The organism is Halomonas sp. IOP_6 (assembly GCF_021151565.1).
GTDB lineage: Bacteria > Pseudomonadota > Gammaproteobacteria > Pseudomonadales > Halomonadaceae > Vreelandella > Vreelandella alkaliphila.
In genome coordinates, this window is the sequence record NZ_JAIRBO010000001.1 from 343,368 (window position 1) to 360,782 (window position 17,415).

The 17,415-nt window shown below is 51.5% G+C and carries 14 protein-coding genes; 7 read left to right on the forward strand and 7 right to left on the reverse strand.

Annotated elements, in window-relative coordinates; all coding sequences use genetic code 11:
* Nucleotides 1–7 precede the first annotated feature (7 nt).
* From K7H08_RS01660 to K7H08_RS01670, 3 genes are all read left to right on the forward strand, one after another.
* Nucleotides 8–280, forward strand: a complete 273-nt coding sequence (locus K7H08_RS01660; protein ID WP_038484947.1) for a DUF2160 domain-containing protein — start codon at nt 8–10, stop codon at nt 278–280.
* Between the two features lie 94 nt (nt 281–374).
* Complete coding sequence (locus K7H08_RS01665; protein WP_231657044.1) at nt 375–2,114, forward strand: ABC transporter substrate-binding protein; 1,740 nt, start codon at nt 375–377, stop codon at nt 2,112–2,114.
* Between the two features lie 169 nt (nt 2,115–2,283).
* A complete protein-coding gene (locus K7H08_RS01670) occupies nt 2,284–3,939 on the forward strand; it encodes a glycerol-3-phosphate dehydrogenase/oxidase (RefSeq protein ID WP_231657045.1) in 1,656 nt (551 codons plus the stop codon).
* A gap of 76 nt (nt 3,940–4,015) precedes the next feature.
* Here K7H08_RS01670 and glpK read toward each other — a convergent pair whose 3' ends face one another.
* The 4 genes from glpK to K7H08_RS01690 form a co-directional block, all read right to left on the reverse strand.
* A complete protein-coding gene (gene glpK / locus K7H08_RS01675; protein WP_231657046.1) occupies nt 4,016–5,500 on the reverse strand; it encodes a glycerol kinase GlpK in 1,485 nt (494 codons plus the stop codon).
* Nucleotides 5,501–5,664: 164 nt separating this feature from the next.
* On the reverse strand, nt 5,665–6,423 hold the full coding sequence (locus K7H08_RS01680) for a DeoR/GlpR family transcriptional regulator (protein ID WP_193085225.1): 759 nt from the start codon (nt 6,421–6,423) through the stop codon (nt 5,665–5,667).
* 129 nt (nt 6,424–6,552) lie between these two features.
* Nucleotides 6,553–8,403, reverse strand: coding sequence for an SLC13 family permease (locus K7H08_RS01685; protein ID WP_038484962.1), 1,851 nt, complete (start codon nt 8,401–8,403; stop codon nt 6,553–6,555).
* Nucleotides 8,404–8,653: 250 nt separating this feature from the next.
* Nucleotides 8,654–9,631: an NADPH:quinone reductase gene (locus tag K7H08_RS01690; RefSeq protein WP_231657047.1), complete on the reverse strand. Its 978-nt coding sequence runs from the start codon at nt 9,629–9,631 to the stop codon at nt 8,654–8,656.
* 179 nt (nt 9,632–9,810) lie between these two features.
* Between K7H08_RS01690 and K7H08_RS01695 the strand changes: the two genes are divergently transcribed.
* Together K7H08_RS01695 and nfo are read left to right on the forward strand one after the other, a co-directional pair.
* Nucleotides 9,811–10,578: a glycerophosphodiester phosphodiesterase family protein gene (locus K7H08_RS01695; RefSeq protein WP_095603069.1), complete on the forward strand. Its 768-nt coding sequence runs from the start codon at nt 9,811–9,813 to the stop codon at nt 10,576–10,578.
* A 35-nt stretch (nt 10,579–10,613) separates the two neighbouring features.
* Nucleotides 10,614–11,504 carry a deoxyribonuclease IV gene (gene nfo, locus K7H08_RS01700; RefSeq protein ID WP_231657048.1) on the forward strand — a complete coding sequence of 297 codons (891 nt, stop codon included), beginning with the start codon at nt 10,614–10,616 and terminating at the stop codon, nt 11,502–11,504.
* On the opposite strand, the gene K7H08_RS01705 is transcribed toward nfo, so the two are convergent.
* Nucleotides 11,474–12,061, reverse strand: a complete 588-nt coding sequence (locus tag K7H08_RS01705) for a helix-turn-helix domain-containing protein (RefSeq protein WP_084183794.1) — start codon at nt 12,059–12,061, stop codon at nt 11,474–11,476. The two genes, nfo and K7H08_RS01705, sit on opposite strands and share 31 nt — an antisense overlap.
* A 151-nt stretch (nt 12,062–12,212) precedes the next feature.
* Here K7H08_RS01705 and K7H08_RS01710 point away from each other — a divergent pair, with 151 nt between their 5' ends.
* On the forward strand, nt 12,213–13,421 hold the full coding sequence (locus tag K7H08_RS01710) for a benzoate/H(+) symporter BenE family transporter (RefSeq protein WP_095603071.1): 1,209 nt from the start codon (nt 12,213–12,215) through the stop codon (nt 13,419–13,421).
* Nucleotides 13,422–13,555: 134 nt separating this feature from the next.
* On the opposite strand, the gene K7H08_RS01715 is transcribed toward K7H08_RS01710, so the two are convergent.
* Nucleotides 13,556–13,990 carry a hypothetical protein gene (locus tag K7H08_RS01715; protein ID WP_231657049.1) on the reverse strand — a complete coding sequence of 145 codons (435 nt, stop codon included), beginning with the start codon at nt 13,988–13,990 and terminating at the stop codon, nt 13,556–13,558.
* A 243-nt stretch (nt 13,991–14,233) separates the two neighbouring features.
* Between K7H08_RS01715 and K7H08_RS01720 the strand changes: the two genes are divergently transcribed.
* Nucleotides 14,234–15,964 (forward strand): proline--tRNA ligase, encoded by a 1,731-nt coding sequence (locus K7H08_RS01720; protein ID WP_120386852.1) that lies wholly within the window; start codon nt 14,234–14,236, stop codon nt 15,962–15,964.
* A gap of 93 nt (nt 15,965–16,057) precedes the next feature.
* Here the strand turns inward: K7H08_RS01720 and K7H08_RS01725 are convergent, their stop codons facing one another.
* Nucleotides 16,058–17,281 carry a PqqD family protein gene (locus K7H08_RS01725; protein ID WP_231657050.1) on the reverse strand — a complete coding sequence of 408 codons (1,224 nt, stop codon included), beginning with the start codon at nt 17,279–17,281 and terminating at the stop codon, nt 16,058–16,060.
* Nucleotides 17,282–17,415 lie beyond the last annotated feature (134 nt).

The window sequence follows — 17,415 nt, forward strand, 5'->3', positions numbered from 1 at the left end:
AAACCTTATGTCCTGGATGGTATGGACTTTACCGACGGCTATTTTCTTTTCTTCCATTGCGGCCATGCTAGCTGGCATGACGATCTGGGAACTACGCTCGCCAAGCATTGAAAGAAAGGGATTTTTACCCATTAGCACCACCCGCGGTGATCGGCTGTTTATCGGCTTGCTGTCTGCCGCGTTTATTCACTTGGGCTTCATTGGGTTCACGTCGCTTTCAATTTGGATTGCACTAGCACTTTCAGCGGTATGGCTGCTGGTGTTAATGCGCTGGGGTTAGCCAATCAGCAATTCCAGGAAAACCCTGGCGTTAAGTACGGCAGTATCAAGGACGCTCAAGATATCAGGGAAGAGCACAACAAAACGAGGTCAACATGCGCAACAACAAGTTCAAACTTACTACCCTCGCCGCCAGCCTCATGCTCGCATCGGGGACACTGATGGCAGACGATCACGATGCGCGGGCAATCGCGGAGCGCTTGGTCGACGAACACTTCCAAAACTCTACATTGAGTCGTGAAGAGCAAATCGAAGAGCTTCTTTGGTTTGCAAAAGCTGCTGAGCCTTTCCGCGGTATGGATATTCAAACTGTCGCAGAAGGCTTGACCACTCACGTCTATGAAAGTGAAGTACTGGCAGAAGCATTCAGTGAGTTAACCGGTATCAACCTTACTCACAATATTATCGGCGAAGGCGACGTCGTTGATACGATGCAAAATCAGATGCAATCAGGTAACAGCATCTACGACGGTTTTGTTAATGACACCGACGCTATCGGCACGCACATTCGTTACGGCACCACCATCAACCTCACCGAGGCGATGGAAAACGAATGGGCTGACTACACACTTCCAACGCTGGACCTAGACGACTTCATTGGCTTGCAGTACGGCACCGGCCCCGATGGCAGTCTATACCAACTACCCACTCAGCAGTTCGCCAACCTTTACTGGTTCCGTTATGACTGGTTCCAGCGCGAAGACCTGCAAGATCAGTTCCGTGAAATCTATGGCTATGATCTTGGGGTACCCACCAACTGGACGGCTTATCAAGATATTGCCGAGTTCTTTACCGAACATGTTGGTGAAATCGACGGCACTACCGTCTATGGCCACATGGACTACGGCCGTCGTGATCCGTCGCTTGGCTGGCGCTTCCACGACTCCTGGCTCTCAATGGCCGGTATGGGTAGCCCGGGCGTACCATCAGGTAATCCAGTCGATGACTGGGGTATTCGCGTTAACGAAGATAGCCAGCCGGTAGGTGCCAGCGTTAGTCGTGGCGGTGCAACCAACTCGCCAGCGTCTGTCTTTGCCATGCAAAAAGCCGTTGATTGGCTACGTGACTTCGCACCGCCTGAAGCACAGGGCATGACCTTTGGTGAAGCGGGTCCTGTGCCTGCTCAAGGTCATATTGCTCAGCAAATTTTCTGGTACACCGCCTTTACAGCAGACATGACCGATCCTGCTGTAGCAGTGACCGACGATGAAGGCAACCCACTTTGGCGCATGGCACCTTCCCCTACCGGCCCTTACTGGGAAGAAGGCATGAAAGTGGGTTATCAGGATGTAGGTGCATGGACGTTCTTTGACTCCACACCCGAAGACCGTCGAACCGCTGCTTGGCTATTTGCCCAGTTTACGGTAGCTAAAACTACCTCTCTTGAAAAACTGATGGCTGGCCTAACGCCGATTCGTGAATCTGACATTTTCTCTGAGCAGATGACCGAAATGGCACCCAAGCTTGGTGGTTTGGTTGAGTTCTACCGTAGCCCCAACGAATCCAACTGGACGCCTACCGGCACCAACGTACCCGATTATCCGCGTATGGCTCCGCTATGGTGGCAAAACCTAGCACCGGTAATGAGTGGCGAAGTTACCCCTCAAGAGGGCTTGGATAAGCTGGCGGCAGATATGGATAACACCATGTACCGCTTAGCTCGCGCAAACGTCTTCGATAGCTACGCCCCAGCGCTTAACGAAGAGCGCGACCCGCAATACTGGCTGGATCAAGAAGGCTCTCCTAAGCAAAAGCTTGATGATGAAATGCCGCAAGGAACGACCGTTCCTTACGATGAAATGATGGAAGCCTGGATGGAAGCGGGTACCCGCTAATCCAGTTGGGGCGGGCTTCGGCCCGCCCTGTTAAGGCTCAAAAACTAGGTTTCATCAGCGGCGAGCAGATAACAGCAAGGCTCGCTGGTCTACATAGGCTTATTGCTTTGTTGTCATGTTGAAACCGCTACCTAAACACGGGGCTTTTTCTTTGTTAATTGGAACCGCTATGAAACTGCGTAACCGGAATATCGAGAAATTGCACACTGACGACTTTGACGCACTAATCATCGGTGGCGGCATTAACGGCGCAGCAACTGCAGCCGCGCTTGCAGGCAAAGGCGCTAAAGTCGCCTTAATAGACCGCGGTGATTTTGCAGGAAGCACCAGTATGCACTCCTCCAACTTAGTTTGGGGAGGCATTAAGTATATGGAAAGCAAGGATTTCGCATTAGTACGCAAGTTGTGCAAAAGCCGTAATCACTTGATTAAAAGTTACCCATCTACCGTTCAGGAAATTCGCTTTCTTACTACCATCAGCAAAGGTTTCCGCCATTCACCCTGGTATTTGTGGGCAGGCACCTGGCTCTACTGGCTGATGGGAAACGGGTTTACTAAGCTGCCCCGCTTACTATCTCCCAAGAACATTAAGCAAGAAGAACCCATCATTGATATCGAAGGCTCAGTCGGTGGGTTTGAATACTCAGATGCCTACTTACACGATAACGATGCCCGATTTGTATTTAACTTTGTTCGCCATTCGCTTAACTATGGGGCGATTGCAGCCAATTATGTTGAGTCGCTTGGTGCTGAACGTGAAGGACAGCACTGGGTAACGAAAGCGCGCAATGTCATGGATGGCAGCACGTTTAATATCCGTTCCAAAGTATTGATTAATGCTGCTGGCCCCTGGGTAGACCAGCACAACGCACTTACCGGCGAGAAAACCACCCATCAACATCTTTACTCAAAAGGCATTCATCTGATCGTTCCGCAATTGACGGAAACTAAACGGGTACTGGCGTTTTTTGCCGACGATGGACGACTGTTTTTTGTTATTCCCATGGGGAATCGCACCTGCATCGGCACGACTGATACACATATGGAACATCCAGAGGTGGATGTCACCGCTGAAGATATTGAATTTGTATTGGAAAATATCAATAAGCGCCTAACATTAGAAAAGCCGCTTACCCAAGACGATATTATTTCAACACGCTGTGGTGTTCGGCCGCTGGCTATCAAAGCGGATCAAGGTAACGATCGCGATTTTCTCCAGCTGTCGCGTAAACATGTCATCGATACCAATGCGGATAGCGCCCACATTAGTATTTTTGGCGGTAAATTAACCGACTGCTTGAATGTAGGTGATGAAATCGCAGAAGAAGTGGTCCGCCTAGGTGTCAATCTCAGCGATATCAACTATCGCTGGTACGGTGAGCCACCAGAGCCTGTTAAACAGCAGTTTATGGACCAAGCTAAACGGATGAATCTAGATGCGATGACCGCACCGACGTCTACCGAGCCGCTCTCTTCCCGGCTGTGGCGGCGTTATGCAGAGCAGGCCATGCAAATGCTGGAAAAAATTCGTCAGGATCCTTCGGAAGCCGATATTCTCATTGAAGGTACCGAATATATTCGCTGCGAACTAGAGCATGCCCGAGACCACGAAATGATTACGCAACTGGAGGACTTCCTGCGCCGAAGAGCCAAAGTGTCACTGGTTGTTCACCATGAACAGCTGCGCCACTCTAAGGGGCTGAAAGAAGCTTGTCGTGTCCTATTCGGAGACCAAGCGGAAGAGCGCTTTGCTACCTACTTTGCTGAAAATCGTGACACCTCTCAGCCCTTCGTTGCACAAGCAGAGCCACAGAACACTCACTGATTAACCATCAACAACATTAAAAAGCCGCTATCATCGGTAGCGGCTTTTGCCTATTGAAGTAGCCAATAAACGGTTGTTAATTACAACGCACGCGATTCACGGCATCTAGCCAACCCTGGTACAACTCCTCCCGAGTCGATTCTGGCATTTTAGGTGTAAAGCTCTTTTCGCAACGCCAGAGTTGCTCAATTTCTTCAAGCGTGTCATACCAACCCAAACGCAAGCCTGCCAAATAAGCAGCTCCAAGCGCTGTCGTTTCAAGAATAGTCGGCCTATCCACCTGGACATCGAGCATATCGGCTAAAAACTGCATCACCCAGCTGTTTTTCACCATGCCACCATCGACACGTAGGTTACCAGGCGTGGCTTCCATATCGTCGTTCATACAGTGCTGAAGGTCACGGGTCTGGTAACACACCGCCTGGAGCCCCGCCGCAACGATTTCGGCAATACCGGTATCCCGGGTGAGGCCAAAAATGGCGCCTCGCGCTTTAGGGTCCCAATGGGGCGCGCCCAAGCCAGTAAAGGCCGGTACCAAGTAAACGCTATGTCCGCTACGGGTTTCTTTAGCAAGCGTCTCTGTTTCTGACGCATCTGCAAACAGGTTCAACCCATCGCGTAGCCACTGCACAGTCGCTCCAGCAACAAAAATACTGCCTTCCATCGCATAGGTCGGCTTGCCATTAATTCGGTAACCAATGGTGGTTAGCAGGCGATTTCGTGATACCGAGGGTGTATCCCCGGTGTTCACGATCATAAAACATCCGGTGCCATAGGTGCTTTTACCCATTCCTGGCTGAAAGCACGCTTGCCCCACTAACGCGGCCTGCTGATCCCCTGCCACACCCGCAATAGGGATAGACGCCCCTAACCAATCTGCGTCAGTGGTGCCAAAATCATCGCTGGAATCTTTTACCTCGGGCAGCATGTTGGCAGGAACGTTAAACAACGCTAACAGCTCATCGTCCCATGTTTGATTATGGATATTAAAAATGGCTGTTCGCGATGCGTTGGTAGCATCAGTGACGTGTTGCTTGCCATTCGTTAATCGCCAAATCAAAAAGGTATCGATAGTGCCAAAGAGTAGCTCACCACGCTGCGCACGCTCGCGGGCCCCTGCTACATTATCGAGTATCCAGGCGAGCTTGGTGGCAGAAAAATAGGGGTCTATTAAGAGGCCTGTCTTCGCTTGTACTGCCTCTGTATGCCCTTCGTCACGGAGTGTTTGACAAAGTTCAGAGGTCCGCCGATCCTGCCAGACAATCGCATTATAGAGCGGCTTACCCGTCACTCTATCCCACACCACCGTGGTTTCACGTTGGTTAGTAATGCCAATTCCATCAATCTGCTCTGGCGAAATATTCGCCTTTTCTAATACCTCACGACAGGTGGCGAGGACAGTCTCCCAAATATTTTCGGGATCATGCTCTATCCACCCATCCTGAGGGAAGTGCTGAGGAAATTCCTGTTGGGCAACCGCCTCTATTTGACCTTGGCGGTCAAATAAAATGGCGCGCGAGCTGGTCGTACCTTGATCGATGGCGAGAATAAAGGAGGACATATCACGTTCACTTTGTTGTAGGTTCTTTCGGTTTTGTGTGTTTTGTTTCGCTTTATTATCATCCAAGGCTACTCTAGCCGCCCCAAATGCTCAAGTATGAAACTACTCTCCTTCACTCTTAAACTCGTCGGTGGCCGTGTTCTGCCTTAGCTTACGCATCATGCTTAAGCGATATGCAATGCAACACCGTGTTGCGATAACAGCTGCAGAATCGATTCAGGAGGCTTCCGATCAGTGAACAGAGCATCAAGTTGGGAAATATTCCCTTGGCGTACCACCGGATTACGATGAAATTTTGAGTAATCTGCGGCGAGATAAATGCGTCGCGAATTGGCAATAATCGCTTGAGCAACGCGTACTTCCTGGTAATCAAATTCAAGGAGCGAGCCATCCTCATCAATACCGCTGATCCCGATGATTCCGTAATCCACTTTAAATTGATTGATAAAATCGATAGTGGCTTCGCCAATAATACCGCCATCGCGAGAGCGAACTTGCCCGCCAGCAATAATCACCGTGAAGTCCTCTTTATGCTGAAGAATGGCGGCCACGTTCAGGTTATTAGTAATGATTTCTAAGCCCTGGTGCTCAAGCAACGCCTGGGCGATCATCTCGTTACTGGTACCGATATTAATAAACAGTGAGGAGTGATGAGGAATTTGCTGCGCCAGGCAGTGAGCAATCCGCTCCTTCTCTTCTAAATGTAGCGTTTTACGCGTGCTGTAAGCGGTATTAACAGTGCTCGACTCTATTCCTACACCGCCATGCACACGACGAACCCGCCCTTCGTTTGCTAGCGTATTTAAATCACGCCGAATGGTTTGTGGCGTCACTGCAAAGTGATCGGTCAGCTGCTCAATGCTCATATAGCCATGCTGGCGTACTAACTCGACGATAGCATCTTGGCGAAACTGTTGGTTCATAAGCCCGGCCTGTTCGTTATTTATTGGTGTATAAGTGCTGTTCTCTATGGGCTATAGAGTAGCAAATTTTCGAAATTCAATAATACGAACATTGGGCCTTCCCCATTTTCTCGCTAAGTACCTGCTCCATTAGAGCGGCCAGGCCCATAAAATGGCAGGAATAGCGACTACCATCACTACTAACGAAAGTGGAAGGCCGAGCTTCCAATAATCACCAAATTGATAGCCGCCCGGGCCTAACACTAGCGTATTGGACTGGTGTCCTATCGGCGTTAGAAAAGCACATGAGGCACTGACGGCCACTATCATTAAAAAGGGATCGAGTGATACATCAAAACCACTCGCAAGACTGGCGGCAATAGGCGCCATCAACAGCGCGGCTGCGGCGTTATTGACCACGTTGGAAAGTAACATCGAGAGCATAAACAGCCCTGCCAATGAAACAATAATGGGCCACTCAACGCCGAATCGTAGTAATGCATCAGCAATAATTTCAGCGCCACCGCTCGTTTCAAGCGCTTCTCCCACCGGCAGCATAGCCGCCAAGAGAACAATAACGGGACCATCAATGGCTTGGTAACCTTCTCTCAGCGGCAGTACACCAATCAGTAGTGATATCAACGCCGCGCTACTCATGGCAACAGCGGCAGGCAGAAGATCAAACAGCATTGCAATAATGGCGAGGGCAAAAATACCAATCGACAACGCCAATTTTCGCGGTTGACCTAAGTGAAGCTCACGATTAGCCAGCGGCAAACAACCAAGGGTCGCTAAGCTATCGGCGATTTCATTTTCACTACCTTGTAACAGCAGTACATCACCGGTTTGAAAACGAATATCTCGAAGACGCTGCTTTAAACGCCCCCCATCCCGAGCTACCGCCACTAAATGCAGGCCGAACTGCTGATTTAACCGCAGCTGGCGTACGCTTCGATTGACCATCATTGAATCGTTACGCACCACCGCTTCAATCAGTTGCAGACCTTCCGTATCGACAGGCTGGCGCTCATCCGACGGTTGTGAAGCCCCATTCTCACTATCGGCCTCATCGCTATCTTTTTCATCTTCTTCTGGTTCCGCAATGGCGCTCAACCCTACTTTATCTTCCAGCAGCTTAAGCTCATCAGGCCCTGCTTCCAGCAGCAAAATGTCCCCCTCTCGAAGCACCCCATGAAATGAGTACCCTGCGCGGCGATTATCTTCCCGTACCACGGCAAGTACTGGGATGGTCTCTTCTAGCTCATCATGTAGTTGCTGGAGTGTCAGACCATTAGCCTTTGACTCTTCTGAGACCTTTAGCTCAACCAAATAATTAGCAGTATCAAACATTTCTTCGGTTGAAGCCTGCCCACTGCGCTTAGGCGTTAAGCGCCAGCCCACAAGCACAATAAACACCAGACCGGCTAACGCAACAGCAATCCCCACCGGGGTAAAGCTGAACATACCGAAGTTTTCACCGGTGATATTACCCCGGTATGTGGCAATAATGATGTTGGGTGGCGTGCCAATCAGCGTGGTTAAGCCTCCCAGCAATGAACCAAACGCCAACGGCATTAATAACAGCGACGGGGATGTGTTGTGCTCTCGAGCAAGCCGCATGGCAACGGGCAACAGTAACGCCAGTGCCCCTACGTTATTCATAACCCCAGAAAGCACCACGACCGTGCCGACCAACACGAGTAATTGTAGTAGCAGCCGTTCACCTACTTTGAGCACTTGATTGGCGATGATATCGACAACGCCCGAGCGCTCAAACCCTCGGCTAATGACCAATACCGCGGCCACCGTAATCACGGCTGGATGCCCAAAGCCTTTAAAAGCCTCATCGCTAGGCACAAGCCCAAGCATTACCGAGCCAAGCAATGCCGCAAGCGCGACGAGATCATAGCGAAATCGACCCCACATAAAAGCGGCAAGCGTTAATCCCAAAACGATAAAGACCAGCGTACTGGGCGCAAGCCCGATGCTTTCCATTGTCATGCGATGTCCATCTCCTTGTGTTGGGTACGCTCGGCTGATGTGCCAAATAACTAGCAACACAGTAGATGATGACTATACGGCCGTATAGCCCTAGAAGAGCAGAGCAACAAAAGAACGTTAGGCCAATAAAATGCCTGGCCACGCCAGGCATTCATAAAAAGTGGTTAAAGGACCACTAAGCCACACAGCTCACTCCATGTTGCCAAAAATGGCGGCAAAGCGTGGCCGTTTAACCAGGCGCGTAAACGTATTAAGGAAGTAGCACCGTCGAGCCAGTTGTTTTGCGGCTTTGCAGGGCATCTTGGGCCTTTCCAGCGTCCTTAAGCGGGTAACGATTTGCTACGTCAATATGAAGCTTGCCGCTTTTGATCATGCCAAAAAAGTCATCGCACATCATTTCAAAGCGTTCACGGGTATCCGCATAGCCGTTCAAACTTGGGCGGGTTACAAAGAGCGCGCCTTTTTGGTTCAGAATACCTATATTAACCCCGTCTACTGGGCCAGACGCATTACCAAAGCTGACCATTAGCGAACGAGGCTTTAGGCAGTCTAACGACATTTCCCAGGTATCTTTTCCTACGGAGTCATAAACCACATCGCACATTTCGCCATTGGTTAGCTCACGTACCCGCTCTACCACATTCTCTTCGCTGTAGTTGATCGTTGCCCATGCACCGTTGGCCATCGCCAGGTCGGCTTTCTCTTTTGAGCTAACCGTTCCAATCAGTTTAACGCCTAGCGCTTTGGCCCACTGGCAGGCAATCGAGCCAACGCCTCCAGCAGCGGCATGAAAAAGAATGGTCTCACCGCCCTTTAGCGCATAAGTTTGACGCAGCAGATACTGCACGGTTAGCCCTTTCAGCATACTGGCCGCAGCGGTTTCAAAATCAATAAAGTCCGGCAGCTTAATCACCTTGGCCGCTGGCAAGGTATGCATCTCTGCATAGGCACCCAATGGCCCTTGTGCATACGCTACCCGGTCACCCTCTTTTAGATGGGTAACGCCTTCACCCACAGCGTCGACAACCCCTGCACCTTCAGTGCCTAATCCAGAAGGCATAGATGGCGCAGGATAGAGCCCTGTACGAAAGTAGATATCGATAAAATTCAGGCCCACCGCTTTATTAGCAATACGCACTTCACCGCTGCCGGGTGCCTTAGGCTCTGTGTCGACCCACTCCAATACACCTGAATCGCCCGTTTTTGAAAACTGAATACGTTTAGACATCTGGGCATACTCCCATTATTAATTACTGGACACACATTAGCAGGCTATCCAACCGCGTTGTGCGTCTCAAATCAAGCGATTAGCCAGCCATACAGGACATATTGCTGTCATGCACTCATGCTAGACTATTTAAAAATGTTGATAACAATGCTTATCGATTACTCTAAAACGGACAGACTATGACGCACCCAGCAATCTGTTTGCCTACGCTTATAGCCCATCGCGGATACTCAGCCGCCGCACCTGAAAACACCCTAACGGCAGTGCGCGCCGCTCATCAAGTGGGCACTACTTGGGTGGAATTAGACGTTCAACTACTGGGCGATGGTACCCCTGTCATCTGGCACGATAGCGATATTAGCCGCTGCTCCGATAGCCGTGGCGACCTTGCTAGCCTGACGTGGCAGCATGCACAACAGCTTGACGTCGGCAGTTGGTTTGGAGATTTGTTTGCAGGTGAAAAAATGGCCAGTCTAGAGGCCATGCTAGCGCTGTTGAACGAACTCAATATGGGGGTGAATTTAGAGATCAAGGTAAACAAAGGCCGTGACCCCATCGCCTTGGTGGATACCGTATTACCAATCGTATTAGCAACATTGCCCCCTGAACGGCTGATTGTGTCCTCGTTTGATGCCCGAGCGTTAGCTCGATGCCGCCGCTTCGCACCCAAAGAAGCCCTCGCGCTGGGCGTACTATTTGGCAGCACACCACCAACCTGGCGTGACCAGTGTGAAGCCATCGACGCCTTTAGTATTCACCCTCATTGGCCGCGCTTAAAACACACACAGGCCGCTGCCATGCGCCGAGATGGTTATGAAATTTTATGCTATACCGCCAATGACCCCAGCGCTTTTGAAAGCCGCTGGGGCTGGGGAATAGCCAGCGCGATCACTGATGAGCCTGAAGCATTTCAACGCTATTTGAATAATCGACGTCGACACGGTTAAATTCGTCAATATCAATATTCTACCTAAGGAAGACTATGCACTATCTTGGTGCCCACGTAAGCGCCGCGGGTGGCGCGGATCAAGCAGTGTTCCGTGCGGTAGAAATCGGCGCAAATGGCTTTGCTCTGTTCACCAAAAACCAGCGACAGTGGAAAGGTAAACCGCTGACCGATGAGGCTATTGCTGCATTTAAACGAGCCTGCCAAACCCACGGGTTTGGCCCGGAACAAATTTTACCCCACGACAGTTACCTGATTAACTTAGGCCACCCGGAAACCGCTGGGCTTGAAAAATCACGCGCTGCGTTTTTAGACGAAATGCAGCGCTGCGAGCAACTAGGTCTCACGTTATTGAACTTCCACCCAGGCAGTCATCTGAACAAAATCAGCGAAGCCGATTGCCTGAAACGCATTGCAGACTCCATCAACGAAGCATTACTAGCCTCACAAGGTGTTACGGCAGTGATTGAAAACACTGCCGGGCAAGGCACCAACCTCGGTTGGCGCTTCGAGCACTTAGCGGAAATTATTGCCCACGTCGATGATAAAACCCGTGTTGGCGTTTGTATTGATACCTGCCACGCCTTCGCCGCAGGGTATGACCTACGTACCGCCGAGGCCACCAAAGCAACGTTGGACGAGCTAGGCAAGGTAGTCGGTTTTGAGTATTTACGCGGTATGCATTTAAACGATGCCAAGAGTGCCTTCGCCAGCCGTGTAGACCGCCACCACAGCCTGGGTAAAGGCAATATCGGCCTGGATGCGTTCACAACGATCATGCGAGACGAACGCATTCATGACATACCGATGATTCTGGAAACCGTCGAACCCGGCATTTGGGCTGATGAAATCAACTGGCTACGTGCTCAAGTACCAGGTGCTCAAGTACCCGGTGCTCAAGTGCCTGAAGCAGCGCCTGGCAAATAGTGAATCACATCGTGAAAACGTAGCCGCGTCGTAGCGCTGTTACGCATGGCGTGGGGACGATCGGCAAAAAAACGCAGCCCCTCGCCTACTCGTAGCGTTTGCCAGCGCTCGTCAATGCGCAGCTCCATCTCGCCTTCAACAACGACGATGTGTTCTACCACACCGCTGGCGTGGGGAGACGACTCACTGATCGCCCCTGGCGCTAGCTCAATCATAAACATTTCAAAGCCCAGCAGCGGGTCGTAAGGGAAAAGCAGCCGCGCTTGCATCCCAGCGCTATCATCGCCCCAAACGGACTCCCAGCCATCTCTGTGTAGTTCGCCTAACGCAGGCTTGTCACCATCAAACAGGGTTGAAAACGACACCCGAAAACCACTCGCGATCTTCCACAGCGTTGAGATGGTAGGGCTAGACTCACCACGCTCTATCTGTCCCAACATGGCTTTACTCACACCCGTTTCACCCGCCGCGCGATCTAGGCTCCAACCACGATCTTTACGTAGCTTTTTAACGGTTCCCGCAATGTGTTCGGCAATGGTATGAGGGTCACTCACTATGTGGTTCTCCATAGAATTTAGTGTCGTAGTTTACCTATCCGAACAGCGATGAACACCGGCGATGCCAATATTGTGCGCTATAACGCACAGTGATAGTCTGGCAGCATTGTGCGTTATAGCGCACGCCACCCAATGTAAACGAGGCAACACTATGGAGGCACCACCTACCCTACAGCCCACAGGAAGCCATAGAACTCCTTTCTGGCGAGACATTAGCCTCTCGGCCGTCACAGCAGGTTTCGTTGCTGTCACTATCGGCTATACAAGCTCAGCGGCAATCATTTTCCAGGCGGCAGCCGCAGCGGGCGCCAGCACTGCGCAAATCAGCTCTTGGCTGTGGGCGTTGGGCATTGGCATGGGCATTACCTCGATAGGACTATCGCTGCGCTACCGCATGCCTTTATTGACAGCGTGGTCAACGCCAGGCGCGGCGTTTTTGGCAACGAATCTTCCTGGCATTCCACTTGATGAAGCGATCGGTGCCTTCCTCTTCTCCGCGCTGCTCATTACGCTCTGCGGCGTAACAGGGTTATTCGAGCGCTTGATGCGCTATATCCCCAGCGCAATCGCCTCGGCCCTACTGGCAGGTATTCTGCTGCGCTTCGGTTTAGAGCTGTTCAACGTGATGGAAAGCCAATGGCTACTACCACTGGCCATGTTAGCCGCTTGGGTAGCCGGTCGGCGCCTATGGCCAACGCTCGCAGTGCCTGGCGTACTGTTAACCGGCATTGCTATTGCCCTTTGGCAGGGTCAACTTAACGTACACAGCATTCCGTTAGCACCTACCGTACCGGTTTTCACTGCGCCTACCTTTTCGCTGACAACGCTGATCAGTATAGGAATCCCCCTGTTTGTCATTACCATGGCGACTCAAAATTTACCTGGCGTAGCCGTGCTACGGGCAGCAGGTTATCAGCCAAACAGTTCGCCGCTCATTAGTTGGACAGGGGGCGCAACGCTGTTACTTGCGCCCTTCGGTGGCTATGCACTCAATATGGCGGCCATTAGCGCCGCGGTATGCATAGGGCCTGATGCCCATGCGAATCCTCTTAAACGCTATACCGCAGGCGTTGCAGCGGGCGTGTTCTATATCGCGATGGGCATATTTGGGGGCACAGTTACCGGTGTTTTCAATGCGCTTCCCAGCGTCCTGGTCATGTCGCTGGCAGGTATAGCGTTACTTGGCACATTAAGCGGTGGGTTAGCGAATGCATTTGAAAATAGCGGGCAACGAGATGCCGCCATTGTTACCTTTTTACTAACCGGCTCAGGCATCACGTTGTTAGGTATCGGCGGTGCATTCTGGGGGCTTGTGGCGGGCTTGGTGGTACTAAAGCTGACAAAGGCTCCAAATCATTAGCGGTATGTTATTCATACAATAACTATTTATTTAATAACGATACGACAAAAAATGCCCCCAGAGCGTTCACTACTAGGGGCATTTTATTATTTCTGTTCAGCGCTATCTGCCTCTACATATGAGGCCATTACGCATTACATCGTAGCGAGGCGTTCTTCATCCAGTACGCCCGACATCCGCACCATGGCTAACGCTTCATCCAGGCTGGCCACTTCTTCCATCATCAATAATTCGTTTTCCAAGCTAACAGGCTGTCCCGCTTTATCTGACAGCAGCTTTTCCAGCGAAGCTACATCCATAGCGTCGTCTAAGTGGTGAATATCTACCGACGCACTGCTCGCATTTGGTAAGTAGATAGTGCCATTAGAGAAATCCACGGCATAAGCGATAACGCCTGGCACAATAAAAAACAGTAAGCCGACACCATTGGCGATCGCCACCACGGGGTCAACATTACCGCTCATTTGTCCTTTACGTTCAGGATGAAAAAGCGTCCCACAACCACTTAACGTTACAATGGAGACACCAACAACGGCCCCCGTTAACCAACGGCGTACTGCTTGCTGCATGAAGGTTCCCTCAAAGTCCTAACGTACCGATAGCTGAAGAAGATGCGCTTGTTTGCCCACTGCTATCGAGCCACAAAACTGGGCAAGTTTAACACATTTGATTACCAGCACACGCCAAGCTGTTAACGTAGGATTTTGCCGCCATACCCGCTTAGCCGTACAATGCCGCATTCAACGCTAGTTTAAGCGCTACGTTACTAAACGATTAAGCATCACCCCTACCAACAAGGAATGCTCACGCCCATGCGCGCCAGCCAATTATTGATTGCGACATTAAAAGAAACCCCGGCCGACGCTGAAGTCATCAGCCACCAGTTAATGCTGCGCGCCGGTATGATCCGTCGTCTTACCTCCGGCCTCTATACGTGGCTGCCGCTTGGCCTACGCACGCTGCGTAAGGTTGAAGCCATTGTCCGCGAAGAGATGAACCGTGCCGGCGCTCAGGAAGTATTAATGCCCGCCGTGCAACCTGCTGACCTATGGCAAGAGTCTGGCCGTTGGGAACAGTACGGCCCGGAGCTACTACGCCTGAAAGATCGCCACGAGCGTGACTACTGCGTAGGCCCGACCCATGAAGAAGTCATTACCGATTTGGTGCGCAAAGAGATTGCCAGCTACAAGCAGTTGCCGGTTAATTTTTACCAAATCCAGACCAAGTTTCGTGACGAGATTCGCCCGCGCTTTGGGGTGATGCGTTCTCGCGAATTCATTATGAAGGATGCTTACTCCTTCCACCTGGACGAAGCCTCCCTCAAAGAGACTTACCAGACGATGTATGATGCCTATACACGCATCTTCACCCGCCTGGGTCTCGATTTCCGTCCTGTGATTGCTGATAACGGCTCAATTGGCGGCACTGGTTCTCACGAATTCCACGTGCTAGCAGAATCCGGCGAAGATGATATCGTGTTCTCCAACGCCTCCGATTACGCCGCTAATATGGAAAAAGCTGAGGCTCTGCCCGCGCCGCTAGGCAGCAACGCCGAGCGTGCAGCCCCCAGCGAAGAGATGCACCTGGTCGATACGCCCAACGCTAAGACAATTGCCGCCCTGGTAGAGCAGCATGGCCTGCCGATTGAGAAAACCATCAAGACACTGATGGTGCATGCCGCTGAAGGTGGTTTGATTGCCCTGCTAATCCGTGGTGACCATGAGCTTAATGAAGTCAAAGCTGAAAACCTGCCCCAGGTAGCCGCCCCACTTACCATGGCAAACGAAGAAGAAATTCGCGCCGTGGTTGGCGCTGGCCCAGGCTCACTTGGTCCAGTTGGCCTAAACATGCCGATCATTATTGATCACAGCGTGGCGCTTATGAGTGACTTTGGTGCGGGTGCAAACATCGATGGCAAGCACTATTTCGGTATTAACTGGGAGCGTGACGTGGCGCTGCCCCAAGTTGCCGATCTACGTAACGTTGTCGAAGGTGACCCTTCGCCAGACGGCAAAGGCACGCTGTCTATCAAGCGCGGCATTGAAGTGGGCCATGTCTTCCAGCTTGGACAAAAGTACTCCGAAGCAATGAACGCGACGGTGCTGGGCGACAACGGCAAAACCAGCCATCCGTGGATGGGCTGCTATGGTATCGGTGTTACCCGCGTGGTCGCTGCCGCCATTGAGCAAAACCACGATGATTCAGGCATTATCTGGCCAAACGCTATCGCACCGTTCCAAGTGGCATTGGTGCCGATGAATGCCCACAAATCACAACGTGTGCGTGAAGAGTCCGAACGTCTCTATCAAGCGCTAACAGCCGCAGGCTTAGATGTACTGCTTGATGACCGCGACACGCGTCCCGGCGTCAAGTTTGCTGACCTGGAGCTTATGGGAGTGCCTCACCGTTTAGTGATTGGTGATCGTGGCTTGGATAACGGCGAACTGGAATACAAAGGCCGCAGGGACAGCGAAGCCACCATGGTTCCTGCTGACACAATTGTTGATTTCCTACGCGAAAAAGCAGGACTGATCAGCGCATAACCGTTTATAACGGCCACGACTAGAACTGCATCGTGGCCAATAAAAGAGACACTGGCAGGCATCATCAGTTAGGTTGCCTCGCCAGTGCCAGCGCTAATCGGCGACAGGCTGCACTAATCCCAAGCTGACTAATTGGCCCAATAACTGGCAGATATCTCGCTTGACACTTTGCCTGCTAGCGCCAACAAAAAAAGCCATCAAGGTATCAATAATTTCATCTTGGCATAGAGCCTCATGCTGCAGCAGTACCCACACGGCTCTACTCGTCACATTCAAACGATGAATTTCGCCGCCCTCTTTAGCAATGACGAACAGCTCTTCACCCAGTGGAAACTCGTGAGCCACCGGACTGATTTGCCACCTGCGCGCGTCGTTTGCTGCCAGCACCTGACTCTGTTTGAACGCCTCCGGCTCAGTTTGACGACGACACGGATTCGTCGCCACAGCACCGTCAAGAAACCCATCGCTATCTATCTCAGTTGCCAGCCATGTTGCCGCTTCGTAAGCATCTCGGTAACGCATTAAAAAACACGGTAAATCTTTTAAGAGGGGCAAAAAGCGCTCAATCAACGTTTGATCCGACTCATGCTCAGCGAAATTCTGCTGCAACAACTGCCACAACCCATCTCCCGGCTGCAGACGAACCAGCTGTAGCTCACTGAGCAATTCATCGCGCTCAATAAGCAGTACGGCGCCTAGCGGACAACGCATCCCATGCGATGCCAGTTGCTGCTCGCCTAACGCCAGATAGCCATAGCGATCATCATGAAGCCCTAGGTGGTTGGCAACAAACTTATGAAACTCCGGCGCAAGGGTCTCTGGCAACGGCAAACGCAATCTAGGTGCAACGCCCAGCGCTATCCCTTCACCACAGCTAGTGAGTGCCAGCACATCATCGCCAAACACCCGATAACCAGCCGCGGCGAACGCCGCCGTGAGCGTGCTTTTACCAGCTCGATGACTATCCGGAAATATTACTAGCTGTTGATTAACCTCTACCGCCCCACAGTGAAGCCCAATATGCTCAGGATGATGTCGAAGATAAGCCCCCGCTAAATCAGCAATCACGCTACATGCGGTTCCTGCCGGTGTATCTAATAACATGCCTCCCGGCAGGGCCGGCGCTTCCTGCCAGTAACCATTAGGATGACGCCAAACACAAATAGAGGGTGCGTGCTGTTGAGCCTCACAGGGCGTTAGCCGCCAACCTGGCATGGCTTGATGAATCACTGGCAGTAGGTCCTCTGCATCAATCAAGCGTATGCAAGGACCAACATTTTCCAGCGCATAATCGACAGCAATCGATGTAGTAGACATGGCACCTACCCCTACCAGCGAGGTAATAAGCGGCTTATGCGAATCTCAATCACAGCGTCTCCATCCCAACGAGAGCGCTGTGGGCGAGCGTAGTAAGGACGTGAATAATGGGGACGTGAATGGCTGGATTTAGA